Consider the following 24,407-nt stretch of genomic DNA (forward strand, 5'->3'; position numbering starts at 1 on the left):
GGCGCCCTGGTGACCGTCCCGGGGCCCCGCCCCGGGAAGGGTCGGCGAAAAGCCCTACGGCGTTGTCAGTGCACCGTCGTACCCTTGGTATCGCGAGGCCGCTCTCAGCTACGCGGCCGTGATGAGGAGGAACCGCAGGCCTACAGCGCCGGCCCATGACTCAGACACCCACAGCTCACACACCCGCGCAGGGGCAGGCCAGAGCACAGTTCACCGTCCCCGCCCAGCACCCCATGGTGACCGTGCTGGGTTCCGGCGACTCCCTACTGCGCGTGATCGAGAAGGCGTTCCCGGCGGCCGACATCCACGTCCGCGGAAACGAGATCAGCGCGGTCGGCGAAGCCGCCGAAGTCGCACTCATCCAGCGCATGTTCGACGAGATGATGCTGGTGCTCCGCACCGGACAGCCGATGACGGAGGACGCAGTGGAACGCTCGATCGCCATGCTGAGAGCCAGTGAGAGCGGCGAGAGCGACGGCGAGGAGACCCCCGCCGAAGTGCTCACGCAGAACATCCTCTCCTCGCGCGGCCGCACGATCCGCCCCAAGACCCTCAACCAGAAGCGGTACGTCGACGCGATCGACAAGCACACGGTCGTCTTCGGCATCGGCCCCGCCGGCACCGGCAAGACCTACCTCGCCATGGCCAAGGCGGTGCAGGCCCTGCAGTCCAAGCAGGTCAACCGCATCATCCTGACCCGCCCGGCGGTGGAGGCGGGAGAGCGTCTCGGATTCCTCCCGGGCACCCTCTACGAGAAGATCGACCCGTACCTGCGCCCGCTGTACGACGCGCTGCACGACATGCTGGACCCCGACTCGATCCCGCGGCTGATGGCGGCGGGGACGATCGAGGTCGCGCCGCTGGCGTACATGCGTGGTCGCACGCTCAACGACGCCTTCATCATTCTGGACGAGGCCCAGAACACGAGCGCCGAACAGATGAAGATGTTCCTCACCCGGCTCGGCTTCGACTCGAAGGTCGTCGTCACGGGTGACGTGACCCAGGTCGACCTGCCGAGCGGCACGAAGTCCGGGCTGCGGCAGGTGCAGGAGATCCTGGAGGGCCTCGACGACGTCCACTTCTCGCGGCTCACGTCCCACGATGTCGTACGGCACAAGCTGGTCGGCCGTATCGTCGACGCGTACGAGAAGTACGACAGCGAGAACGGTACGGAGAACGGCACCCACAAGGGCGCCCGTAACAAGCGGAAGTAGACCAGCACGACCATGTCGATCGACGTCAACAACGAGTCCGGAACCGAGGTCGACGAGCAGGCGATCCTCGACATCGCCCGCTACGCGCTCGCGCGGATGCGCATCCACCCGCTCTCCGAGCTCTCGGTGATCGTCGTGGACGCCCCCGCCATGGAGCAGCTCCACATCCAGTGGATGGACCTGCCGGGGCCGACCGATGTCATGTCCTTCCCCATGGACGAGCTGCGGCCGCCGTCGAAGGACGACGACGAGCCCCCGCAGGGGCTGCTCGGCGACATCGTGCTGTGCCCCGAGGTCGCCGAGAAGCAGGGCAAGGAAGCGGACACGCAGCACTCCATGGACGAGGAGCTCCAGCTCCTCACCGTCCACGGAGTGCTGCACCTTCTCGGGTACGACCACGAGGAGCCCGACGAGAAGGCCGAGATGTTCGGGCTGCAGGCCGCCATCGTGGACGGCTGGCGTGCGGAGAAGGGCCTGACCGGTCCGTCCCCGGCTCCGACCGTCTCATGAGCCCGACGCTCGTCTCCGGCGCGATCGCCCTGGTCGTCGTCGCCTGGCTCGCCGCCTGCGCGGAGGCGGGCCTCGCGCGGGTCTCCAGCTTCCGGGCCGAGGAGGCCGTGCGGACCGGCCGTCGCGGCAGCGAGAAGCTCGCCCAGATCGCCGCCGACCCGACCCGCTATCTGAACGTGGCGCTGCTGGTGCGCGTCGCCTGCGAGATGGCGGCCGCCGCCCTCATCACGTACGCCTGTCTGCAGGAGTTCGCGGGAACCACCGAGGCGCTCCTGGTCGCGATCGGGGTGATGGTCCTGGTGTCGTACGTGGCCGTCGGGGTGTCCCCGCGCACCATCGGCCGCCAGCATCCGCTCAACACGGCGACGGCTGCGGCGTACGTCCTGCTCCCGCTCGCGCGGATCATGGGCCCGATCCCGTCCCTGCTGATCCTCATCGGCAACGCCCTCACCCCGGGCAAGGGCTTCCGTCGCGGCCCCTTCGCGTCCGAGGCGGAGCTGCGGGCGCTGGTCGACCTCGCCGAGAAGGAGTCGCTGATCGAGGACGAGGAGCGCCGCATGGTGCACTCCGTCTTCGAGCTGGGCGACACGCTCGTACGGGAGGTCATGGTCCCGAGGACCGACCTCGTCGTGATCGAGCGCTACAAGACGATCCGTCAGGCGCTGACCCTGGCGCTCAGGTCCGGTTTCTCCCGCATCCCCGTCACCGGGGAGAGCGAGGACGACGTCGTCGGGATCGTGTATCTGAAGGACCTGGTCCGCAAGACGCACATCAGCCGGGACGCGGAGAGCGAACTGGTGTCGACGGCCATGCGGCCGGCCGCCTTCGTGCCCGACACCAAGAACGCCGGTGACCTGCTGCGGGAGATGCAGCAGGACCGCAACCACGTGGCCGTGGTCATCGACGAGTACGGCGGCACGGCCGGAATCGTCACCATCGAGGACATCCTCGAGGAGATCGTCGGCGAGATCACCGACGAGTACGACCGTGAACTCCCGCCGGTGGAGGAGCTGGGCGGCGACCGCCACCGCGTCACCGCCCGCCTCGACATCACCGACCTCGGCGAGCTGTACGGCCTGGAGGAGTACGACGACGAGGACGTGGAGACCGTCGGCGGGCTGCTGGCGAAGGCGCTGGGCCGGGTCCCGATCGCCGGAGCGTCGGCCGTCGTCGAACTTCCCGACGGGCGCGAGCTGCGCCTGACGGCGGAGGCCGCCGCGGGCCGCCGGAACAAGATCGTGACGGTGCTGGTGGAGCCGATGGACCCGGTCGGCGCCTCCGCGGACGAGGAGACGAAGGCGGAGTGACCCCGCAGGAACTGCGCGCGTTCTGCCTCTCCTTCAACGCGGCCGTCGAAGACTTCCCGTTCAACCCGCAGACGTCCGTCTTCAAGGTGCAGGGCAAGCTGTTCGCCCTGACGGACCTCGACGCGCGGCCTCTGACGGTGAACCTCAAGTGCGACCCGGAGGACGCGGTGCGGCTCCGTGAGGAGCACCCCGGGCTCGTCATCCCCGGCTACCACATGAACAAGCGCCACTGGAACACGGTCACGGTCGACGGCGACCTCCCGGACCGGCTGGTCCGAGAGCTCGTCGAGGACTCGTACGACCTGGTGGTGGCCGGTCTACCGCGCGCCGACCGCCTCCGCCTCGACCGTCCCTGAGTCGCCCCGGCGGACCCGCAGCCCCACCGCCACCAGCACCGCCGCCGCGAGCACGATCGCCGCGTCGAGGGCCAGCACTGTGTGGACACCGGACATCAGGTCGCCCGACGTCGTCGCCAGGACCCCGAGGAGGGGGATGCCGATGGTGATGCCGACCTGCTGGGTGGAGGTGACGAGGCCGGTGGCCAGTCCCTGTTCCGCGTCGGGCACGCCGGAGGTGACGGTCAGGCCGTAGGAGATGATCGCGCCGAGGTGGCACATGCTGGCGAGGGACACGGCGGCCGTGGCCAACCAGACCGACCAGCCGTCCTCGTTCAGGGCCAGGAGGGTCGCCACCAGCGCGCCCTGGCCGGCGAGGGAGGCGACGAGCGTGCGGCGGGCGCCCAGACGGCCGATCACCCTCGGCGTGTACGAGCCCGCCACCACCGAGAGCACGCCCTGGACGCCGAAGACCAGGCCCGTCTCGAAGGCCGACAGGTGCAGGACCTCCTGGAGGTACAGGGTCAGGACGAAGACGACCGTCGACATCATCGAGAAGGTGACCAGGCCGCCCAGGTTGCCCCACGCGACCGTGCGGCGGCGCAGCATCGGGAGGGAGACCAGGGGGGAGTGGGCGCGGGACTCGACGGCCACGAAAGCCGTGAGGAGCAGGACGCCCGCGATCAGCGTCACGATGACGTCGGGGCGGCCGAAGCCGTGGTCGGCGGCCGTCGACAGGGCGTAGATGAAGGAGAGCAGGCCCGTCGTGACCGTGATGGCGCCGGGGATGTCCAGGCGGGGGCGGTCGGGAGTGCGGGATTCCGGGAGCAGGGCCGGGGCCAGGGGCAGCACGAGCACCGCGAACAGGCCGAGCAGGCCCATGGTGGAGCGCCAGCCGAGGGTGTCGGTGAGGACGCCGCCGGCCACCATCCCGACGGTGAAGCCGAGGGAGAGCAGGGTGCCGGAGATGCCGAGCGCGCGGTCGCGGGCCGGGCCCTCCGGGAAGGTCGTCGTCAGCAGCGACATGCCCGTCGGGACGATCGCCGCCGCGCCCACGCCCTGCAGCGCGCGACCGGCCAGGAACGACGCCGGGTCCCAGGCGAACGTCGCCAGGAGCGAGGCCGCGCCGAACAGGGCGAGCCCCGTCAGGAACAGCCGGCGACGGCCGTACAGGTCGCCCACGCGGCCGAAGAGGAGCAGGAAGCCGCCGGAGGGCAACGCGAACGCGGTGACCGCCCACTGGAGGGCGGACTGGCTCATGCCGAGGTCCGCGCCCAGGACGGGCAGGGCGACGTTCAGGACGGAGAAGTCGAGCGCGACCATGAACTGGGCGGCGCACAGCACGAAGAGGACGAGTTTGTCGCGGGCCGAGAGGCGGGGTGCGGCTGTCTCGCGCAGTTGCGGGGAGGAGGTGTCGATCGCCATGCGCAAGAGCCTGCGGGCCGTGGAATAGCCGTGGGGAGCGGGAAGTTGTCCTGGTGGTGGCACCACCAGACTTGGGGGAGTACGTGGCGGACGTGATCGAGACGGGCGCGGGCAAGGCGCATCGGCTGCGTGAGCTGCGCGAGTTCCTGATGAGCCGGCGGGCCCGGGTCTCCCCGGCCGAGGCGGGGCTGCCCGACGGCGGGGCGCGGCGCCGGACGCCGGGGCTGCGCCGCGAGGAGGTCGCCGTACTCGCCGGAGTGGGCGCCTCCTGGTACCAGTGGCTGGAGCAGGGGCGGGACATCTCCGTGTCCCCGCAGGTCCTCGACTCCGTCGCCCGGGTGCTGCGGCTCAGCAACGCCGAACGCCGCCATCTGTACGTCCTCGCCGGGCTGAACCCGCCCGCCCCCGAACCGGCGGCGGACCACGGCTGCGAGGGGTTGCGGCGGCTGATCGACGCGTGGATGCCCTATCCGGCGCACCTGATGGACGCGTACTACAACTGCGTGATGTACAACGACGCCGCCGCATGGGTGCTCGGCATGCGTCCCGAGATCACGCAGAACTGCATCGTCGACTTCTTCACCGACCCCATGTACCGCTCCCGGTCACAGAGTTGGGAGCGGAACGCGCGCATGGTCGTCGCCCAGTTCCGGGCGGCCTGCTCGGCCCGCCCGGACGACGAGGGGTTCCAGGAGGTCCTGGCCCGGCTGCACGCGGCGAGCCCGGAGTTCAGCGCGCTGTGGGAGCGGCGGGACATCCAGGACGCCGGGGTGATCCGCAAGGAGCTCGACCATCCGCTGGTCGGGCTGCTGTGCGTGGAGTCCACGGCGATGAAGGTGCCGGCGCGGCCCGACCTCACGGTCGTCCTGCACACGCCGCTGGACGAGGCGAACACCGCGGCCAAGCTGGAGTGGCTGGCCTCGCCGGAGGGGCGGCGCGGGGCCATGTACCCCGTGGCGGGGTGAGTGGGCCCCCTCGCCCCGCGGCTACGTATGCTCACCTCATGACCGACAGCAGCGCGCTCGACCCCGAGGACCGCAAGATCGTCACCCTGGCCCGTTCGGCGCGGGCCCGCAACGGCGTGCCCGAGGGGGCGGCCGTACGCGACGAGACCGGGCGGACGTATGTCGCCGGGACCGTCGACCTCGACTCGCTGAAGCTGAGCGCCCTGCAGACGGCGGTGGCGATGGCGGTGGCCTCGGGCGCCAAGTCCCTGGAGGCGGCCGCGGTGGTGACGGACGCGGAGTCCGCGGCACCGGAGGACCGGGCGGCCGTACGGGATCTGGGCGGGCCCGAGACGCCGGTGCTGGTGGCGGGGCCGGACGGGTCCGTGCGGGCGACGGTCTCCGCGGGCTGATCAGGCCACCGGCACCGCAGGTCGCTCCACCGGCCGGGACCGGCTGAATATCGCTCTTGTCGGCATCCGCCTCGTGCGCATCAATGGGACCAGCAGTTCTGACGGACCGTCAGCAATCTCCCGTCCATCCCCACATGGCACTTCCCCACTCGGGAAGGGAGTCGGAATCCCATGAGAGGCAAGCGAGCAGGAACAGGTGTGGCAGTCGCGGTCGGAGCCCTCGCGCTCACCGGACTCGCCCTCGCACCCACGGCCGTGGCCGTCACCCCGGACACCGCCACCATCACCGCCGACTGCGGAACCTTCGGCAGCGGTGAAGCCACCCTGACGGCGACGCAGGACGGCACCGCCGCCACCGTCACCGTCACCTCCGCCGCGATCACCGCGCCGATCGCCCTGACGCAGGACTCGATCAGCTCCACCCTCACCCTGGTGAACGCCGCCGGCGGCACCACCGCCTTCACCGGCACGAAGAACGCGGCCATGGCGGCCGGCGACCCCGTCAACGTCGGCCCGCTCGACGGCACCGTGGCCTCCGGCGACACCCTGGAGGCCTTCGGCGGTTCCCTGCAGATGACCGTCTTCGGGATCACCATCACCTGCACGGCGACCGGGCCGCAGTCGCCGGGCCCGTTCGTGTTCGACTGAGCCGCGCGCGAACGCGGCCCCCGTGGCTACAGCGCGTCGGGGCCGCGTTCGCCCGTCCGTACCCGTACGACCGTCTCCACCGGCAGGGCCCACACCTTGCCGTCCCCGATCTTCCCCGTCTGCGCGGCCTTGACGATCGCGTCGATCACGGCGTCGGATTCCGCGTCCTCGACGACGACCTCGATCCGCACCTTGGGAACCAGGTCGATCTGGTACTCGGCGCCGCGGTACACCTCGGTGTGGCCACGCTGCCGGCCGTAGCCGCTGGCCTCGGTCACGGTCAGACCGTGCACGCCGATTTCCTGCAGGGCGTTCTTGACCTCGTCGAGGCGGTACGGCTTGATGATCGCGGTGATGAGCTTCATGCCTGAGGCTTGACCTTCTGCGCGGAGGGGAGGGACGCGGTGACCGGGGCGCCGTGGCCCAGGACGCCGTGATCGTATGCGGTCTCGGCGTGCACCGTAAGGTCCAGACCGGTCTGCTCCTGCTCCTCGCTCGCGCGCAGGCCCATCGCCTTGTCGATCAGTGTGGCGATGCCGTACGTCATGAGGAAGGCGTACGCCCCTACGGCGATCACGGCCACCAGCTGCTTGCCGAGCTGGGCGAGGCCGCCGCCGTAGAGGAGCCCCTCGGCCCCGCCGGTCATCGACTCGACCGCGAAGACGCCGATCAGAAGGGTGCCGATGACTCCGCCGACCAGGTGGACGCCGACGACGTCCAGGGAGTCGTCGTAGTTCAGCCTGGACTTCCAGCTCACGGCGTACGAGCAGACCGTGCCGGCGGCGAGGCCGACGACCAGGGCGCCGAGCAGCGAGACCGAGCCGCAGGACGGCGTGATCGCGACCAGGCCCGCGACCGCGCCGGAGGCCGCGCCCAGCGTCGTCGGGTGGCCGTCGCGCCTCTGCTCCACGAAGAGCCAGCCGAGCAGACCGGTGCAGCCGGCGGCGAGGGTGTTGAGGAACGCGGCGGCGGCGAGGCCGTTGGCACCGAGCGCGGAGCCGGCGTTGAAGCCGAACCAGCCGAACCAGAGCAGTCCGGCGCCCAGCATGACCATGGGCAGGTTGTGCGGACGCATGGCGTCCTTCTTGAAGCCCAGCCGCGGACCGAGGACCAGACACAGGGCGAGACCGGAGGCGCCGGAGGTGATCTCGACGGGCAGGCCGCCCGCGAAGTCGAGGGCGCCGAGGCGGTCCAGGATCCAGCCGCCCGGGCCCCACACCCAGTGGGTGACGGGAACGTATACGAGCAGCGCCCACACGGGCACGAAGACGAGCCACGCCCCGAACTTCGCCCGGTCGGCGATCGCGCCGCTGATCAGGGCGGCGGTGATGATCGCGAAGGTGAGCTGGAACGTGGCGAAGAGGAGGGTGGGGACGGTCCCCTGGACGCTGTCCGGGCCGAGGCCGGACAGCCCGACGTGATCGAGCCCGCCGATGAGCCCGCCGCCGATGTCGTCACCGAAGGCGAGGGAGTACCCGGCGGCCAGCCACACCACCGTGACCAGGGCGATCGACACGAAGCTCATCATCAGCATGTTGAGGACGCTCTTCGTGCGGACCATGCCGCCGTAGAACAGGGCCAGGCCCGGGGTCATCAGCAGGACGAGGGCGGTGGCGGCGAGCAGCCAGGCGGTGTCGCCGGTGTCGACGCTTGCGGCGGCGAGGGTCACGGTCGTCTCCAACGGTGTGAGGGCTCGTCAGAGGGTCACGGGTGTGCGTTTCTGAACGTCTACGGGTGTGTTTCCGCGACGTTTCGTTGCGAGGGGGTTTCCGAAAGCTCACGGGGAGGCGGGTGTGGGGGTGGCCGTGCGGACGGCCGCGCAGGCGCTTGTCCGGACGGTTGTGCGGGCGGTTGTACGGCGGGGCTCCGTGGATCAGGGAGAATGGGGCGCATGAGCGTTCGCAGCCAGTCATCCGAGCCGTCGGAATCGTCGGAGGCCGTCCATCGGGCGGGCTTCGCCTGTTTCGTGGGCCGCCCCAACGCGGGCAAGTCCACCCTCACGAATGCTCTGGTCGGCACGAAGGTGGCCATCACCGCGAACCAGCCGCAGACCACGCGGCACACGGTTCGCGGGATCGTGCACCGGTCCGACGCTCAGCTGATCCTGGTGGACACCCCGGGGCTGCACAAGCCGCGCACCCTGCTGGGCGAGCGCCTCAACGACATCGTCCGGACGACGTGGGCCGAGGTCGACGTGATCGGCTTCTGTCTGCCCGCGAACGAGAAGCTCGGCCCCGGTGACCGCTTCATCGCGAAGGAACTGGCGTCCATCAAGAAGACGCCGAAGGTCGCGATCGTCACGAAGACCGACCTCGTCGACTCCAAGACGCTCGCCGAGCAGCTCATCGCGATCGACCAGCTCGGCAAGGAGCTGGGGTTCGAGTGGGCGGAGATCGTGCCGGTTTCGGCGGTCGCCGACCAGCAGGTGGGCCTGCTGGCCGACCTGCTCGTCCCGCTCCTGCCGGAGGGCCCGGCCCTCTACCCCGAGGGTGACCTCACCGACGAGCCCGAGCAGGTCATGATCGCGGAGCTGATCCGGGAGGCCGCGCTGGAGGGCGTGCGCGATGAGCTGCCGCACTCCATCGCGGTCGTGGTGGAGGAGATGCTGCCTCGCGAGGACCGGCCCGCCGACAAGCCGCTCCTCGACATCCACGCGTTCGTCTACATCGAGCGTCCCAGCCAGAAGGGCATCGTCATCGGGCCCAAGGGCAAGCGCCTGAAGGAGGTCGGCATCAAGTCCCGCAAGCAGATCGAGGCGTTGCTCGGTACGCCGGTGTTCCTCGACCTGCATGTGAAGGTGGCGAAGGACTGGCAGCGGGACCCCCGCCAGCTGCGCAAGCTGGGCTTCTGACGGAGGCCGCTCCACCCACCCCCTGAGGGCTCCGCCCCCTGGACCCCCGGGCCCGTGGCCACCCCTGCCACCCGGCTTGGGTGGCGTCCCGGTGACCGTCTCTGGGGGCTCCGCCCCCAGACCCCCGGACCTGTGCCCACCCACCACCCGACTCGGTGGGTCGAAACGCACCCACAACGCAAGCGTCCACTGCGGGAGCCGAACAGCCGTCCTCAACCGTCGTGACAAGGCCCACCTCTCGACCAACCGAGACGGGTGGCAGGGTGGGCACAGGTCGGGGGTCTGGGGGCGGAGCCCCCAGTGCGGGTCAGCTTTCGGGCCTCAGCAGGTTCTGGAACCACGTGTACGACGCCTTCGGGGTTCGTGCCAGCGTTTCGTAGTCCACGTGGACCAGGCCGAACCGCCGTGCGTAGCCCTCCGCCCACTCGAAGTTGTCGAGGAGGGACCAGACGAAGTAGCCGCGGACGTCCACGCCCGCTTCCGCCGCTCGGTGGAGGGCGCTGATGTGGGCGTCCAGGTACGTGATGCGGGCCTGGTCGTCGACGCCCTCGTACGAGCAGCCGTTCTCGGTGATGACGATCGGGGGGAGGCGGTCGGCGTAGCGGGTGTGGAAGGCGGTGAGGAGGTCCGTCAGGGCCTCGGGTACCACCGGCCAGCCGAAGTCCGTCGTCGGGACGCCCTCGATCTCACGGACCGAGAAGGGGAGTTCGGCGGGGATCGTCAGGCCGCCGAACTCGATGTCCTCGCCCTGCGGGGCGCCCACGCGGGTCGGGGCGTAGTAGTTGATGCCGTACCAGTCCAGCGGCTCCCCGATGATCTTCAGGTCCGCCGCCACGTCCCCCGGCATCAACTCGCCCATCCCGTCCGGGTATTCGCCCAGCAGGACCGGGTCCGCGAACAGGCGGTTGAGGAGGAGGTCGTAGAAGCCGGCCGCTTCCACGTCCGCGGGCTCCTCGGACGCCGGCCACGTCGGGCCGTGCGAGTTGGCGATGCCGATGTCCGTGGCGCCGGCCGCCCGCAGGGCCCGTACGGCGAGGCCGTGACCGAGGAGCTGGTGGTGGGCGGCGGGCAGCGCGTCGAACATCAGCTGCCTGCCCGGTGCGTGCGCGCCCAGCGCGTGCCCGAACAGCGTGTGTTCGGCGGGCTCGTTGATCGTGATCCACTTCTTGACGCGGTCGCCGAGACGGTCGGCCACGACCGACACGTACTCCGCGAAGTGCGACGCCGTGTCCCGCTCCAGCCAGCCGCCCGCCTCCTGGAGGGCCAGCGGCAGGTCCCAGTGGAAGAGGGTGGGGACCGGACGTACGCCCGCCGCGCACAGCTCGTCGACCAGGCGGTCGTAGAAGTCCAGGCCGCCCTCGGCGCGCACCCGCGGCCAGGAGATCGAGAAACGGTACGCGTCCACGCCGAGGCCGGCCAGCAGGGCCACGTCCTCGCGGTAGCGGTGGTAGTGGTCGCAGGCCACCGCCGCCGTGGAGCCGTCTTTCACCCGTCCCGGCTCGGCCGCGAAGGCGTCCCAGACGGACGGCTCGCGCAGGTCGGCCGCTCCCTCGATCTGGTGGGCCGAGGTCGAGACGCCCCACAGGAAGCCGTCAGGGAACGCAGGGAGCCGGGGTATCGGGTTCGTCGCCATGCGCCGGATCATCCGTACTGGCGGGTAAGGAAGTCAACGGGCAGGCGGGAACCACGAGTCAGGCGCCTTGCTTGAGGACCTTCGAGATCAGCGTCCGCTGCTCCTCCGTCAGCCGGGGATCGGACGCGTACACCGTCCTCCCGTCCACGGTGATCTGGTAGCTGAAGCCGTCCGGCACCCCGATGGGCGGTGTGCCCCGGCCGGCGGCGAGTGCCTTCTCGGCCAGGGCGTGCCATTCGTGGGCATCGGCCCGGCCCGAGGTGTCCACCTCGGCGTACCGCTCGATGCCCGCGAACCCGCCCGTGCGCCTCACCTGAATACGCATGGGTCCCTGTCTAGTACGGAGTCAGAGAATGCGCACCCCGACTTGCTCCCAGGCCTTCTCCACGGCCTGGAGTTCCTCGCCGCCGTCGCCGAAGCGCTCGCGGGCGGCCTTGACGGTCAGCCTGGCGAAGTCGCCGAAGAAGGCGCGCTCGGTCAGCTCGCCGCCGGACAGGGCGTCGTACCAGATCTGTCCCGCCTTCTCCCAGGCGTGGCCGCCGAGGGCGGTGGCGGCCAGGTAGAAGGCGTGGTTGGGGATGCCGGAGTTGATGTGGACACCGCCGTTGTCGCGGCCGGTGCGGACGTAGTCGTCCATGGTCGCGGGCTGCGGGTCCTTGCCGAGGACGTCGTCGTCGTAGGCGGTGCCCGGTTCCTTCATGGAGCGCAGGGCCTTGCCGCTGACGCTCGGGGCGAGCAGGCCCGCGCCGATCAGCCAGTCGGCCTCGGCGGCGGTCTGGCCGAGCGTGTACTGCTTGATGAGCGAGCCGAAGACGTCGGACATCGACTCGTTCAGAGCGCCCGGCTGGCCGAAGTAGGTGAGGTTCGCGGTGTACTGCGTGACACCGTGGGCCAGCTCGTGGCCGATGACGTCGATCGGGATGGTGAAGTCGAGGAAGATCTCGCCGTCACCGTCGCCGAACACCATCTGCTCGCCGTTCCAGAAGGCGTTGCCGTAGTTCTCGTCGTAGTGGACGGTGGCGTCCAGGGGCAGGCCGTCGCCGTCGATCGAGTGGCGGCGGTAGGCCTTGAGGAAGAGGTCGAAGGTGGCGCCGAGGCCGGAGTAGGCGCGGTTGACCGTGGCGTCCTGGCCGGGGTCCTGGCCCTCCCCGCGCACCTTGGTGCCGGGCAGGACGGTCCGGCGTCCGGCGTCGTAGACGGTGCGCAGCGGCTGGTCCGACGGTGCCTTCGCCCTCGGAGCGGCGGCCAGGCCGTACTCGGTGGTCACCCGGCGGCGGCTGCGTTCCTGGGCGTCGCGCACAAGGGTGCGCTGGGCGGGGCCGGACAGGGCGGGGTCCTCGTTGCGGGCGAGCTTGTCGAGGACATGGGGTGGAACGATCGTGCAGAAGACGGGCTCGAAGCCCCCGTGGGTCGTCATGCCCGGCACCCTTGCACTGAGTCATTCCGGTGTCACTACCCGCAACCATGATTGGTGAAATGTAGGGATAAGGAGCCTCACTCTCCGTAGCGAAGTGGTATGGCGCACTTTTTGTCCCATTGGTCCCTGGGGTCCCGCATACTGATACAGGCCCACGCGACCGGCGTGGCTCGGCTAGGCTGCGGAGCATCATGCGATTCGGGCTGCTTCTCCTTAGCTGCCGCGGCGAGGGCCTGTAACCGAGGCCGACCCCCTCCCCGCGGAGTTTTGGCGTTGCGCCGTCGGCCGTCCTTCCGGACCAGCCCTCGAGGAGCCCCCGCATCATGGCGAACCGCCAGCAGCCCAGTTCCATGCCGATCCACAAGTACGGCCAGTACGAGCAGGTCGACATCCCGGACCGCACCTGGCCGAACAACCGGATCACCGCCGCCCCCCGTTGGCTCTCCACGGACCTGCGTGACGGCAACCAGGCCCTGATCGACCCGATGTCGCCCGAGCGCAAGCGCCGGATGTTCGACCAGCTGGTCAAGATGGGCTACAAGGAGATCGAGGTCGGCTTCCCGGCCTCCGGCCAGACGGACTTCGACTTCGTGCGCTCCATCGTCGAGGAGCCCGGCGCCATCCCCGACGACGTCACCATCTCCGTACTGACCCAGGCCCGCGAGGACCTGATCGAGCGGACCGTGGAGTCGCTGAAGGGCGCCAAGCGCGCCACCGTGCACCTGTACAACGCCACCGCGCCCGTCTTCCGCCGCGTGGTCTTCCGCGGCTCCAAGGACGACATCAAGCAGATCGCGGTGGACGGCACGCGCCTGGTGATGGAGTACGCGGAGAAGCTGCTGGGCCCGGAGACCGAGTTCGGCTACCAGTACAGCCCCGAGATCTTCACCGACACCGAGCTGGACTTCGCCCTGGAGGTCTGCGAGGCGGTGATGGACGTCTACCAGCCCGGCCCGGGCCGCGAGGTCATCCTCAACCTGCCCGCCACGGTGGAGCGTTCGACGCCGTCCACGCACGCGGACCGCTTCGAGTGGATGAGCCGCAACATCTCCCGCCGCGAGCACGTCGTCATCTCCGTCCACCCGCACAACGACCGCGGAACCGCCGTCGCCGCCGCCGAGCTGGCGCTGATGGCCGGCGCCGACCGCGTCGAGGGCTGCCTGTTCGGGCAGGGCGAGCGCACCGGCAACGTCGACCTGGTCACCCTGGGCATGAACCTCTTCTCCCAGGGCGTCGACCCGCAGATCGACTTCTCCGACATCGACGAGATCCGTCGTACGTGGGAGTACTGCAACCAGATGGAGGTCCACCCGCGCCACCCGTACGTGGGCGACCTGGTCTACACGTCCTTCTCCGGCTCCCACCAGGACGCCATCAAGAAGGGCTTCGACGCGATGGAGGCCGACGCGGCCGCCAAGGGCGTCACCGTCGACGACATCGAGTGGGCCGTGCCGTACCTGCCGATCGACCCGAAGGACGTCGGCCGCTCCTACGAGGCGGTCATCCGGGTCAACTCGCAGTCCGGCAAGGGCGGTATCGCGTACGTCCTGAAGAACGACCACAAGCTGGACCTGCCGCGCCGGATGCAGATCGAGTTCTCCAAGCTCATCCAGGCCAAGACCGACGCCGAGGGCGGCGAGGTCACCGGCGGCGCCATCTGGGCGACCTTCCAGGACGAGTACCTGCCCAACCCCGAGAACCCGTGGGGCCGGATTCAGGTCAAGAACGGCCAGTCGACGACCGACACCGACGGCGTGGACACACTGCGCGTCGAGGCGACGGTCGACGGCGTCGACACCGTCCTGACCGGTACCGGCAACGGTCCGATCTCGGCCTTCTTCGACGCCCTGCAGTCCGTCGGCATCGACGCCCGGCTGCTCGACTACCAGGAGCACACGATGAGCGAGGGGGCGTCCGCGCAGGCCGCCTCCTACATCGAGTGCGCGATCGACGACAAGGTTCTGTGGGGCATCGGCATCGATGCCAACACCACACGCGCCTCGCTGAAGGCGGTCGTGTCGGCCGTCAACCGCTCGGCTCGCTGACCAGCCTCACCGGCGGTTTAGGGCCCCGTTCGCCATTTGTCCGGCGGGCGGGGCCCCGTCCTGTCCCGTCGTATACCGGCCAATCCATGTGCAGGTCACGGGAAGGTCTCGTCACGGGTACTGACGCCGGGTCGCTGATGTGGCTAACATCACGCAAGCGCGGCGATGTTGCCGTGGGGTTACGGAGGTGCTGACGTGCTGCCAGGACGGGGACGAAACGGCCGTGCTGCCAGGCCTGTGCGCCTCCTGGGCACCCGTACCGCGTGGACGCCGGTCGGGGACGGGGAGTTCTTCTGCCCCGGCTGCGGTGGCGACCGCAACTTCCAGCGGCTGACCGGGCACCGCCGCTTCACCCTTCTCGGTGTGCCCGTGCTGCCGCGCGGCGAGACCGGCCCCGTCGTGGAGTGCGCGGCCTGCCGCCGCCACTTCGGCACCGACGTCCTCGACCACCCGACGACCACCCGCTTCTCCGCGATGCTCCGCGACGCCGTCCACACGGTCGCCCTCGCGGTGCTGTCCGCGGGCGGCACCTGCTCCCGTACGTCTCTGGAGGCCGCCGCGGCCACCGTGCGCGCCGCCGGCTTCGACGACTGCACGGAGGAGCAGCTGGACGCCCTCGTCGAGGCGCTGGCGCTGGACACCGGGCGGGTCTACGGCCGCCCGTGCGGTGCCGGGCTGGCCATAGAGCTGCACGAGGCGCTGGACCCGCTGGCCCCGCACCTCGCCGCGGCCGGCCGCGAATCGATCCTGCTGCAGGGCGCCCGGATCGCCCTCGCCGACGGCCCGTACACCCCGGCCGAGCGTGATGTCCTGACGACGGTGGGCGCCGCCCTGACCATCTGCGCGGACGACGTGACCCGGCTCCTGGTGTCGGCGCGGACCCCGTCCTGACACTCCCCGGGGAGTAGTCCCGCCCGCCCGCCACCCCGGAACTCGCCCTCCCGCCCGACGAATCGCCTCCCCGCCGGGAGTCCGGAAACGACCCGGACACCCCGACCGGAGGGGGCCGTCGAGCCGACGCGCGGCGCGCGGGACGACCTTGTGGTGATGGACGTCCGGCTGCCCGGCCGGACGGGATCGAGGCGACTCGGCTGAGCGCCGCGGACGAGGACCCCCACGGGGCCGGCCCCTGGGATGGGACGGCGTAGGGGCTGCCACAGGGGTACGGAAACCCCTGTGGCAGCGCCGGGGGCGCCGACCCCTGTGCGGCGCCCCCGGGGCGCGGCCCTTACGGGAGGGTCTTCTGGTAGGACCCGTCCTCGTCGGAGTCGTAGACGAGCTTGCCGCCGGCGTCGTAGCCCTTGACGTGCGGCGCGAGGGTGACCTGCTGGTTCAGGACGCCGGAGGCGACGAACCAGCCGTGGTCGAGGGCGGCCTCGCTGGTGGCGTCGCCGTAGGAGACGGTCACCTTGGCCACCGACGGCTCCACCGTGCCGATGAACCCCCAGCGGAACGGCAGCTTCCAGTTGCCCTTGTCCAGGAACGACTGCTGGTACAGCTTGCCGCCGTTGATGTCGGCCAGCACGGGCGGGGAGTCCGGCAGCCGGTCGCCGCCGCTGGTGTTGAGCCCCCCGGCCTCGCCGTCCTTGACGTTGCAGATCAGCCGGGTTTCCCGTGGCTTCTCCTTCACGGCGACGACGTACATGCCGTCGCCGGGCGCGTTGGTGTCGCCGGTGCTGTTCTGCGCCAGGATGATCCGGTAGCTGTCGGCCGTACCCAGGTTCAGTTCGAGCCCGCCCTTCTTCTCCTGCTCCCGCTGGTCGGCCAGGCACTTCTCCAGCCCGTCCGCGGCCTGGGCGAACGTGATCCCGTCGAGCAGCTGCCCCGGCGTGGCCGGCCCGGCGGGTCCCGACGGAGTCGCCGATGGCGTGGGCGTGGGCGTCGGTGACGCCGCCCGCGAGGCGCTGACCGACGACTGCGGCGACGCCGTGACCGACCCCCCGCCCGAACCCCCGACCGCGTACGCCCCCACCGGCACCGCCGCCAGCGTCACCAGAACCGCCCCGGCCGCCGCCACCCGGCGCCGCCGCTCCACCACGCCCCGGCGCCGGATCGCCGGGTACGGTGCCTGCGAGGGCCGGATCGTGTACGCGTCCTCGGCGAGCAGTTCACGCAACTGCTCCTCGAAGTCGGGCCCCTCTTCCCGTCCCTGCCCTTGTTCCTCGCTCACCTGGTTCCTCCCTGTCCCGCGGACGAGGTGCCGGCGGATGACGTGCGGCTTGGCTCGGCCCGGTCCATGACCTGCGCGAGCCCCGGATACGTACGCAACTTCGCCAGCCCCTTGGACGCCTGGCTCTTGACCGTGCCGGGGGAGCAGCCGAGCATCTCGGCCACCTCCGCCTCGGACAGGTCCTCCCAGTACCGCATGACGATCACCGCCCGCTGTTTCGGCGGCAGCCCGGCCAGCGCGCCGATCAGGACACCGCGCTCGTCGACCCGTGCCACGGCCTCGTCGCGTCCCGCAACCTCCGGCGGCGCCGCGGTCAGTGACTCCGCGACGCGCCGCTTGCGGAACCGGTCGCTGTTGCAGCTGACCAGCATCCGACGGACGTACGCCTCCGGGCTGTCGCTGCGCGACACGCGCCGCCAGGAGCGGTACGCCTTCGCCAGCGCCGTCTGCGTCAGGTCCTCGGCGTGGTGCACGTCGCCGGTGAGCAGGTAAGCGGTCCGTACGAGCCGGGACCACCGGGCTCTGACGAATTCCTGGAACTGGGCCTCTTGTTCGGCCTGCATCAAGCACCCTCCCTCGCCCTCCAGACCACCGTTCTCCCGGATTCGGTTGCCCGGCGTCCGGCACGGCGTTCGAATGGGTCCATGGGGAGTATGGAGCTGTGGGACGAGCGGGACGCCGGGGTGCTGAGGCTGCCTTCCGGGCGGCTGGTGCGGGGCCGGGGCCTGCGGCACCCCCTCGCAGTGGGGGCGCCGAGCCCGTCGTACGGCGTCTATCTGCTCGGCCGGCAGCCGCCCGCTGTGGACTGGGAGTCCCGCTGGCTGCGCTGGCCCGACTTCCGGCTGCCCGCCGACCACGAGGCGGCCCGCGCGGTCCTCACCGAGGTCTGGGAACGGGCCGCCGGTGAACGCGTGGAGCTCGCCTGCGGCGGCGGACGCGGCCGTACGGGCACGGCGCTCGCCTGCCTCGCGGTGCTGGACGGTGTGCCGGCCGAGGAAGCCGTCGCGTACGTCCGCCGGCACTACGACCGGCACGCGGTGGAGACGCCGTGGCAGGCGCGGTACGTACGAGGGTTCGCGGCGGCGGCGGGTTCAGGGGCGGCGGGCGCGGACGCGTAGGCCGCCGCTCCACGGGTGCGTGTCGACGGACACGTCCGCGAAGCCGGCCCGCTGCCGGCGGCCGGCAGACCCGCCCGGTCGAGGGTGCTCATCGTGTCCCGGAGGTGGAGGACGCGGAGGCGCGGGCTCGGTCGGCTGTCGTTGCCGGCGAAGGTGCCGCCGGGGCGCGGTACTTCCCGGTCAGCCGAGGGCTTCGGCCAGCAGCGCCGCCGTGTCCGCGACCAGCGCGTCGTCCCATGCCGCGTCCTGGGTGGGCTTGGTCGACAGGACGGACAGGACGACGGGAGCACCGTGGTCGGTCCAGGCGACGCCCACGTTGTTGGTGGTGCCGTAGGAGCCGGAGCCCGTCTTGTCGGCGATCGTCCAGGTCGCCGGGAGGCCCGCGCGGAAGCGCTTGCCGCTGGTCGTGTTGTTCAGCAGCCAGTGGGTGAGGAGGGCGCGGTCCTCGCGGTTCAGCGCGTCGCCGAGGACCAGTCGGCCGTACGTGCGGCCGATGGCGTACGGGCTTGTCGTGTCCGTGATCCGCCACGGCTCGGCCGAGTTGAGGTCCGTCTCCCAGCGGTCGAGGCGCGTCACCGGGTCGCCCAGGGAGCGGGCGAAGCGGGTGATCGCGGTGGGGCCGCCGAGTTCGCGCAGGAGGAGGTTGCCGGCGCCGTTGTCGCTGTAGGTGATGGCCACCTCGGCGAGTTCGGCGACGGTCATGCCCTCGGCCAGGTGCTCCCTGGTCTTGTCGGAACCCGTCGCCGGCAGGTCGGCCTCCGTGTAGCGGATACGGCGGGCCAGGAACTCGCCGTTGCGATCCAGGTCGCGCAGGACGGCCGCGGACGCGAGCGTCTTGAACAGGGAGCACATCGGGAACAGCTCGTCGGCCCGGTGCCGGACGGACCGCCCGGTCGCGAGGTTGTGGGCGAAGACGCCCAGACGGGCGCCGTGCCGCTCCTCCAGGCGCCGGAGGCGGGCGGTGACGCCCGGGGCGCCGGTGGCATGCGCGGGCACGCTCGTGAGCAGGGTGGCCGCGGTGGCGGTGCCGGCGGCGAGGAGGGTGCGTCGGGTCATCGGGGACTTGTCGGAGCCTAAGATCTTGCTCTCCTTCGCTGGATGTGCGTCGACGATCTCTCCAGTGATCGACGCCGGATCTCATCCCTTGGTTGCGGGGCCGTAGACCATCGGAGGACGGCGGTGCGCGCCCGCGCTCGGCACAGTGACGGCATGGAGAAGACGAAGGGGATCAACCGAGCACAGTTCCTGGCCGGGGCGGCGGCCCTGGGAGTCGCGGCGGCGACCCTGCCCGCGCGCCCGGCCGAGGCGGCCGCACGCCCCGCCGAGGCGACCGGACGCGGGCTGCGGCACCACGGCGTCGTCTACACCGTCGGCGCCGGCGAGACGCCCGGCACCGCCTTCAGCACCGCCCGGATGCGCGAGGACGTCCGGGCCATCCGCGACGACCTCCACGCCGACACCCTCGACGTCACCGGGGACGGCGTCGAACGCCTCACCGCCACCGCCGCCGAGGCCGCCGAGCGCGGACTGCACGTCTGGCTCCAGCCCACCCTCGGGGACGTCCCGGAGCGGGACATCCTCGAACACCTCGCGGAGACCGGACGGTTCGCGGAGCGGCTGCGGCGGCAGGGCGCGAGCGTGGACCTCAGCGTGGGCTGCGAGTTCTGGCTGTTCGTCCCCGGGATCGTGCCGGGGGAGAACGTCCTCGAGCGCATCGAGAACCTGCAGAACGGCACGGTCGACTGGGAGCTCATGCAGCGCCGCCTGGACCGCTTCACGGCCAAGGCGGCGAAGGTGGGCCGCTCGGTCTTCCGCGGCCGGCTGAGCTATGCCGCCGCCCAGGACGACACGGTCGACTGGAACCTCTTCGACGTCGTCGGCATCGACTACTACTCCCACTTCCGCGACCGGCGCGCGTACGTAAGGGAGTTGAAGAAGTACCTCCGCTGGGGCAAGCCCCTCGCGATCACGGAGTTCGGCACCTGCACGTACGTCGGTGCCCCCGAGGCGGGCGGCATGGGCTGGGGCATCGTCGACCTGGAGAAGGACCCGCCGGAGATCAAGGGCGACCCGGTGCGCAGCGAGCGCGTCCAGGCCGCCCATCTGACGGACCTGCTCGACGTCTTCGAGTCGATGGGCCTGTACGCGGCGATGGCCTTCGAGTTCGTCACCCCGGACTCCCCGCACCGCCCCGACGACCCGCTCCACGATCTCGATCTGGCGAGCTACAGCATCACCAAGACCCTCAAGGACCGCCCGGACGACCCGGATTCGGGATGGCACTGGGAGCCGAAGGAGGCGTTCCACGCGCTGGCCCGACGCTATGCCGGGGCGTGTCGGTCGTCCCGTCGGTCGCTGTAGCGGTCGGTCGCGGTGGCCGCCTGTCGCGGTAGACGTCAGTCGCAGTACACGTCCGCGTCGGGCCGCTCTCCGGTGGCCAGGAAGCGGGACACCGTCTCGTCCCCGCACGCGTTGCCGTTGTCGAGGTAGGCGTCGTGGCCGGTGGAGTTCACGGTGACCATGACGGCACGGTCGCCGAGGGCGCGGCGGAGCTTCAGGGCACCGGAGAGCGGGGTGGCGACGTCCCGCTCGTTCTGCACGAGCAGGATGTTGGACGGCCCTCGGTCGGTGATTCGTACCGCCGGCTCCTTGGGCGGGTACGGCCAGGCGGCGCAGAGCATCGCGTTGCGGGGCATGCCGGCGGTCAGCGGGTACTTGGCCCGGCTCTGATCGGCGCCCTTCTGGTAGTGGGCGGCTGAGGTGGGCCAGGCGACGTCGTTGCACAGGGTCCCCGCGCCGACGCCGGTGACGTTCTGCAGCACGGATTCCGGGGGAGCGGCGGGCGCAGGCGGCACGGTGCCCTCGCGGGCGGCCAGGATCAGCTGCGCCAGGGCCGGGAAGTCGTCCGGGTCGTAGAGGCTGTCCAGCAGGGTCTGGCGCAGCACGTTGCCGTTCAGCTCCTCCGGGTTGGCGCCCGGCCAGGGGATCGGCTCACGGTCGAGCCGGGCGGCCAGGGCGAGGAACAGCGGCCGTATCTCTGCCGCCGTGTCCGCCAGCCGGTCCGGGTTGCCCGGCGCCGACGCCCACTTCGCGAACTCGGGGAACGTGTCCTCGACGCCCTGCTCGTGCCCGGCGAGCCAGGCCCGGGAGACGCGGTCGGGATCGGGGTCGTCGTTGCTGTCGAGGACGATCCGGTCGGTGCGGTGCGGGAACAACTGGCTGTAGACCGAGCCGACATACGTCCCGTACGACACTCCCCACGCCGAGAGTCTCCGCTCGCCGAGCGCCGCCCGGATGCGGTCGATGTCGCGGGCCTCGTTGGCGGTGCTGAGGTGCCGGATCAGTTCACCACCGTTGCGCACGCAGGCGTCCGCCATGCGACGGGCGGTGACCATGTTCTCGGCGACGGAACCGTCCGGGGCGGGCCAGGGTCGCAGCTTCGAGAGGGCGAGGTCGCCATGCTCGAGGCCGCAGCTGACGGAGGTCGAGGGCGCGAGTCCGCGCGGGGCGAAGCCGATGAGGTCGTAGGTGTCGCGTACGTCCTGCGGGAGCTTCTGGCCCTTGCCGGAAGGGTTGTTGAGGCTGGACCCGCCGGGCCCTCCCGGGATCAGCACCAGCGCCCCGCGGCGGGCGTCAGGATCCTCGGCGGGGATGCGGGAGACGACGACATCGATCTTCTGGCCGTGCGGTTCGGTGTAGTCCATCGGGACTTCGACGGTCGCACACTGCTGCCGCGGGTCGAGGCCGGTGCCCGCGCACTTCGCCCACCGGAGGGAGGGGGTGGCGGCGGACGCGGACGTGGTGAGCGGGGCGGTGAGACCGAGGAGAACGGCGGAGGCGGCGACCAGGGCTGCGTTTCTCTTGATCTGCGTCATGCGGACGAGCCTCGCGGAACCCCACGGTTCGCCACATCCGGGTAACTCCCGTATTTCTGGACGGGGTTACCCCCACAGCGGTGCTCGGGTTTCCCCGGAGCCCGAGAACCAACCCGTGACATCAGCCCCGTCCGCCATCAGGCGATCCCGACGGTACGGATGAACTCCGTCCAGGCGACCGGCCCGACGACCAGCACGGGCCCAGCGGGCACCTTGCTGTCACGGACCGGGACGACGGCACCGGGGACTCCGTCGGCGACCTCGACGCAGTCCTCCCCGCCGCTGCCGCCGCTGTGGCTGCTCTTGCGCCAGCGGGCGTTGCTCAGGTCGTACTCGCGCATCGTCTGTAGTCCTCCGCCACCGACTCGATCAGGGCAAGGGTCGCCTCCGGCGACAACGCGGCGGCCCTGATGTGATCGTAGGACGCCCGGACCTGCTTCACCACCGCCGGTTCGTCCAGCAGACTCCCCGAACGCACCCCTTCTGTATAGATGGTTGGCGGGGCGTCCTCGAACTCCATGAGCTTCATCAACTTGCCCATCTCCGGGTGCGCCCCCGCCGCGAATGGCAGCACCTGCAACAGTCCTGTGCGCCCTCGGGCCAGTGCCGCGACGTGGTCCAGCTGGTGCGCCATGATCCCGGCGTCGCCGACCGGCATGCGCAGAGCCGTCTCGTGCAGGACCGCCCAATACACCGGCCGTGTAGCGTCCTTGAGGAGCTGCGTCCGGTCCATGCGCCCCCTGACCAACTCTTCGATGTACTCGTCGGTGGCCAGCGGATTGCCCGCAAGGAACACTGCTCGCGCGTACTCCCGCGTCTGGAGCAGGCCCGGAATCACCGTCGGCGCGTACTCGCAGATCTCCGTCGCCAGCTGCTCCAGCTCCACCACGTGCGCGAAGTACTCCGTGTATGGCTGCTCCTTGATGAGCTTTCTCCAGAGCCGTTCGAAAAGGCCATCGGTTTGTAGTACTCCGTCAATGCGCTGAGCCACATCCAATTGAGGTTTCCGAATCGCCTGTTCGAACTGTCCGATGTACCCACCGGACACGAAAACCCTCAATCCCAGTTCCGCCTGTGTGATACCCGCGTCCTCGCGCCGTCGCTTCAGCTCTGTGCCGAAGAACTCCCAAGCCGCCTGACGTGAACCATTGGCCACAGCCAACCACCCCCTGCTGACCCGCACTTGTAGTGCACAGACTCCTGCCGAGTGTAGGCCCCGCAGGGCACCCTGGAGATGAGAAGAGTGAAACTCAAAAAGGAAGGGGAGCACGGTGGAGTCACGGCACTCGGCGCACTGCGTCGAAGAGGCGGAGGAAACGTTGAAAGAATTGCGTGAGACCCTCCTTGTGGCGGGAATTGCACTTCCGTCACTGGGGCTCGATCCGGTGAGTCTTGCGCGGGAGGCGCCCTGTCCGCTCATCGAATTGGGGCGGTGTTCCGTGGAGACCGCGCAGCGACTCGCGGCGGTGTTGCGGTGAAGCCGCCGGTGGGGGCGTACGTCGTGGACACCCGGAGCGGGAGGGTGGGGATCGTCATGGGGCACGAGGGGCCGTATGTGCAACTGAGACCGTACGGCGGGGGCCGGGAGTGGGACGCCGATCCGGGTGCCGTACGGCATGCCACCCCGGCCGAGCGGCTGAGCGCGATGACGGCGTACGCCAACGCGCGCAGCCGCGGTGAGGTGCCTTGAAGCACCGGGACGACGGGGGACGACGGGGGACGACCGGCGTAGGCGAGAATGGGCCCCATGAGTCTGTTCCGTGACGACGGCGTCGTGCTGCGCACCCAGAAGCTGGGTGAGGCGGACCGGATCATCACCCTGCTCACGCGCGGTCACGGGCGGGTACGGGCCGTGGCCCGCGGGGTGCGCAGGACCAAGTCGAAGTTCGGGGCCCGGCTGGAGCCGTTCTCCCACGTCGACGTGCAGTTCTTCGCGCGGGGGAGCGAGCTGATCGGGCGCGGGCTGCCGCTGTGCACGCAGAGCGAGACCATCGCGCCGTACGGGGGCGGGATCGTCGCCGACTACGCGCGTTACACCGCCGGGACGGCCATGCTGGAGACCGCCGAGCGGTTCACCGATCACGAGGGCGAGCCGGCGGTGCAGCAGTATCTGCTGCTCGTCGGCGCGCTGCGGACGCTCGCCCGGGGGGAGCACGCCCCGCATCTGATCCTCGACGCGTTCCTGCTCCGCTCCCTCGCCGTCAACGGCTACGCGCCCACCTTCACCGACTGCGCGAAGTGCGGCATGCCCGGGCCGAACCGGTTCTTCTCGGTGGCGGCCGGGGGGTCGGTCTGCGTCGACTGCCGGGTGCCGGGGAGTGTCGTACCGTCGCCGCAGACCCTGGATCTCCTCGGTGCGCTGCTTACGGGAGACTGGGAGACCGCGGACGCGAGCGAGCCGCGGTATGTCCGGGAGGGGAGTGGGCTGGTGTCCGCGTACCTGCACTGGCATCTGGAGCGCGGGCTGCGCTCCCTTCGCTACGTGGAAAAGTCCTAGCCGGC

26 protein-coding genes are annotated in these 24,407 nt (G+C 70.6%); 14 read left to right on the top strand and 12 right to left on the bottom strand.

The genetic code is table 11. From position 1 onward, the window contains the following. Positions 1–155: 155 nt before the first annotated feature. Genes ACFWWR_RS28290 through ACFWWR_RS28305 form a run of 4 tightly spaced genes read left to right on the top strand, consistent with a single transcriptional unit; the run spans position 156 to position 3,387 of the window. Positions 156–1,214, top strand: coding sequence for a PhoH family protein (locus tag ACFWWR_RS28290; RefSeq protein WP_383867956.1), 1,059 nt, complete (start codon positions 156–158; stop codon positions 1,212–1,214). Between the two features lie 12 nt (positions 1,215–1,226). After that, a complete protein-coding gene (gene ybeY, locus ACFWWR_RS28295; RefSeq protein ID WP_383867954.1) occupies positions 1,227–1,724 on the top strand; it encodes an rRNA maturation RNase YbeY in 498 nt (165 codons plus the stop codon). Beyond that, a complete protein-coding gene (locus tag ACFWWR_RS28300; protein WP_383867952.1) occupies positions 1,721–3,031 on the top strand; it encodes a hemolysin family protein in 1,311 nt (436 codons plus the stop codon). Before ybeY ends, ACFWWR_RS28300 begins: the two co-directional genes overlap by 4 nt. After that, complete coding sequence (locus ACFWWR_RS28305; protein WP_383867950.1) at positions 3,028–3,387, top strand: MmcQ/YjbR family DNA-binding protein; 360 nt, start codon at positions 3,028–3,030, stop codon at positions 3,385–3,387. The genes ACFWWR_RS28300 and ACFWWR_RS28305 overlap by 4 nt, the downstream gene beginning before the upstream one ends. Here the strand turns inward: ACFWWR_RS28305 and ACFWWR_RS28310 are convergent. Then, complete coding sequence (locus tag ACFWWR_RS28310; protein WP_383867948.1) at positions 3,349–4,791, bottom strand: MFS transporter; 1,443 nt, start codon at positions 4,789–4,791, stop codon at positions 3,349–3,351. The genes ACFWWR_RS28305 and ACFWWR_RS28310 overlap by 39 nt on opposite strands. An 83-nt stretch (positions 4,792–4,874) precedes the next feature. On the opposite strand from ACFWWR_RS28310, the gene ACFWWR_RS28315 reads away from it, so the two are divergent. The 3 genes from ACFWWR_RS28315 (at position 4,875) to ACFWWR_RS28325 (ending at position 6,796) form a co-directional block, all read left to right on the top strand. Further along, positions 4,875–5,756 (top strand): helix-turn-helix transcriptional regulator, encoded by an 882-nt coding sequence (locus ACFWWR_RS28315; protein WP_383867998.1) that lies wholly within the window; start codon positions 4,875–4,877, stop codon positions 5,754–5,756. A gap of 38 nt (positions 5,757–5,794) precedes the next feature. Further along, the gene (locus tag ACFWWR_RS28320; RefSeq protein WP_383867946.1) at positions 5,795–6,148 is read left to right on the top strand and encodes a cytidine deaminase; all 354 of its coding nucleotides are present in this window, start codon (positions 5,795–5,797) and stop codon (positions 6,146–6,148) included. A gap of 171 nt (positions 6,149–6,319) precedes the next feature. After that, a complete protein-coding gene (locus ACFWWR_RS28325) occupies positions 6,320–6,796 on the top strand; it encodes a hypothetical protein (protein WP_383867944.1) in 477 nt (158 codons plus the stop codon). Positions 6,797–6,822: 26 nt separating this feature from the next. Here the strand turns inward: ACFWWR_RS28325 and ACFWWR_RS28330 are convergent, their stop codons facing one another. Next, positions 6,823–7,161 carry a P-II family nitrogen regulator gene (locus tag ACFWWR_RS28330; RefSeq protein ID WP_383867942.1) on the bottom strand — a complete coding sequence of 113 codons (339 nt, stop codon included), beginning with the start codon at positions 7,159–7,161 and terminating at the stop codon, positions 6,823–6,825. Beyond that, on the bottom strand, positions 7,158–8,465 hold the full coding sequence (locus ACFWWR_RS28335; protein WP_384306013.1) for an ammonium transporter: 1,308 nt from the start codon (positions 8,463–8,465) through the stop codon (positions 7,158–7,160). The genes ACFWWR_RS28330 and ACFWWR_RS28335 overlap by 4 nt, the downstream gene beginning before the upstream one ends. Before the next feature lie 222 nt (positions 8,466–8,687). Between ACFWWR_RS28335 and era the strand changes: the two genes are divergently transcribed. Continuing rightward, entirely contained in the window at positions 8,688–9,647 is a 960-nt protein-coding gene (era, locus tag ACFWWR_RS28340; RefSeq protein ID WP_383867938.1) for a GTPase Era, read from the top strand. A gap of 307 nt (positions 9,648–9,954) precedes the next feature. On the opposite strand, the gene ACFWWR_RS28345 is transcribed toward era, so the two are convergent. From ACFWWR_RS28345 to ACFWWR_RS28355, 3 genes are read right to left on the bottom strand one after another with little or no spacing between them, the layout of a single operon-like run. Beyond that, on the bottom strand, positions 9,955–11,292 hold the full coding sequence (locus tag ACFWWR_RS28345) for a GH1 family beta-glucosidase (RefSeq protein ID WP_384306016.1): 1,338 nt from the start codon (positions 11,290–11,292) through the stop codon (positions 9,955–9,957). A gap of 46 nt (positions 11,293–11,338) precedes the next feature. Then, positions 11,339–11,605 (bottom strand): protealysin inhibitor emfourin, encoded by a 267-nt coding sequence (locus ACFWWR_RS28350; RefSeq protein WP_384306018.1) that lies wholly within the window; start codon positions 11,603–11,605, stop codon positions 11,339–11,341. A gap of 21 nt (positions 11,606–11,626) precedes the next feature. After that, a complete protein-coding gene (locus ACFWWR_RS28355) occupies positions 11,627–12,697 on the bottom strand; it encodes a M4 family metallopeptidase (protein WP_384306020.1) in 1,071 nt (356 codons plus the stop codon). A gap of 323 nt (positions 12,698–13,020) precedes the next feature. On the opposite strand from ACFWWR_RS28355, the gene leuA reads away from it, so the two are divergent. Continuing rightward, positions 13,021–14,742: a 2-isopropylmalate synthase gene (gene leuA / locus ACFWWR_RS28360; protein WP_384306023.1), complete on the top strand. Its 1,722-nt coding sequence runs from the start codon at positions 13,021–13,023 to the stop codon at positions 14,740–14,742. Positions 14,743–14,937: 195 nt separating this feature from the next. Further along, complete coding sequence (locus ACFWWR_RS28365) at positions 14,938–15,633, top strand: TerB family tellurite resistance protein (RefSeq protein WP_383867928.1); 696 nt, start codon at positions 14,938–14,940, stop codon at positions 15,631–15,633. Between the two features lie 337 nt (positions 15,634–15,970). Here the strand turns inward: ACFWWR_RS28365 and ACFWWR_RS28370 are convergent, their stop codons facing one another. Together ACFWWR_RS28370 and ACFWWR_RS28375 are read right to left on the bottom strand one after the other, a co-directional pair. Further along, entirely contained in the window at positions 15,971–16,912 is a 942-nt protein-coding gene (locus tag ACFWWR_RS28370) for a hypothetical protein (RefSeq protein WP_383867926.1), read from the bottom strand. Continuing rightward, positions 16,909–17,475 carry a SigE family RNA polymerase sigma factor gene (locus ACFWWR_RS28375; RefSeq protein ID WP_384306026.1) on the bottom strand — a complete coding sequence of 189 codons (567 nt, stop codon included), beginning with the start codon at positions 17,473–17,475 and terminating at the stop codon, positions 16,909–16,911. Before ACFWWR_RS28375 ends, ACFWWR_RS28370 begins: the two co-directional genes overlap by 4 nt. Positions 17,476–17,556: 81 nt before the next feature. Here ACFWWR_RS28375 and ACFWWR_RS28380 point away from each other — a divergent pair, with 81 nt between their 5' ends. Next, positions 17,557–18,030, top strand: a complete 474-nt coding sequence (locus tag ACFWWR_RS28380) for a protein phosphatase (RefSeq protein ID WP_383867922.1) — start codon at positions 17,557–17,559, stop codon at positions 18,028–18,030. A gap of 180 nt (positions 18,031–18,210) precedes the next feature. On the opposite strand, the gene bla is transcribed toward ACFWWR_RS28380, so the two are convergent. Then, entirely contained in the window at positions 18,211–19,086 is an 876-nt protein-coding gene (bla, locus tag ACFWWR_RS28385; RefSeq protein WP_384306029.1) for a class A beta-lactamase, read from the bottom strand. A gap of 153 nt (positions 19,087–19,239) precedes the next feature. On the opposite strand from bla, the gene ACFWWR_RS28390 reads away from it, so the two are divergent. Then, complete coding sequence (locus tag ACFWWR_RS28390; protein WP_383867918.1) at positions 19,240–20,391, top strand: abortive phage infection protein; 1,152 nt, start codon at positions 19,240–19,242, stop codon at positions 20,389–20,391. Positions 20,392–20,426: 35 nt separating this feature from the next. Here ACFWWR_RS28390 and ACFWWR_RS28395 read toward each other — a convergent pair whose 3' ends face one another. The 3 genes from ACFWWR_RS28395 to ACFWWR_RS28405 form a co-directional block, all read right to left on the bottom strand. Beyond that, on the bottom strand, positions 20,427–21,905 hold the full coding sequence (locus ACFWWR_RS28395; protein ID WP_384306032.1) for an alpha/beta hydrolase: 1,479 nt from the start codon (positions 21,903–21,905) through the stop codon (positions 20,427–20,429). A 137-nt stretch (positions 21,906–22,042) separates the two neighbouring features. After that, a complete protein-coding gene (locus ACFWWR_RS28400; RefSeq protein WP_384306035.1) occupies positions 22,043–22,246 on the bottom strand; it encodes a DUF397 domain-containing protein in 204 nt (67 codons plus the stop codon). After that, positions 22,228–23,061: a Scr1 family TA system antitoxin-like transcriptional regulator gene (locus ACFWWR_RS28405; protein ID WP_384306038.1), complete on the bottom strand. Its 834-nt coding sequence runs from the start codon at positions 23,059–23,061 to the stop codon at positions 22,228–22,230. The genes ACFWWR_RS28400 and ACFWWR_RS28405 overlap by 19 nt, the downstream gene beginning before the upstream one ends. 318 nt (positions 23,062–23,379) lie before the next feature. On the opposite strand from ACFWWR_RS28405, the gene ACFWWR_RS28410 reads away from it, so the two are divergent. Then, positions 23,380–23,595 (top strand): hypothetical protein, encoded by a 216-nt coding sequence (locus ACFWWR_RS28410; RefSeq protein WP_383867910.1) that lies wholly within the window; start codon positions 23,380–23,382, stop codon positions 23,593–23,595. Positions 23,596–23,652: 57 nt separating this feature from the next. Next, positions 23,653–24,402, top strand: coding sequence for a DNA repair protein RecO (gene recO, locus ACFWWR_RS28415; RefSeq protein WP_383867908.1), 750 nt, complete (start codon positions 23,653–23,655; stop codon positions 24,400–24,402). Positions 24,403–24,407: the final 5 nt, after the last annotated feature.

It is taken from the genome of Streptomyces sp. NPDC058678 (assembly GCF_042714835.1).
Classification (GTDB): Bacteria; Actinomycetota; Actinomycetes; order Streptomycetales; family Streptomycetaceae; genus Streptomyces.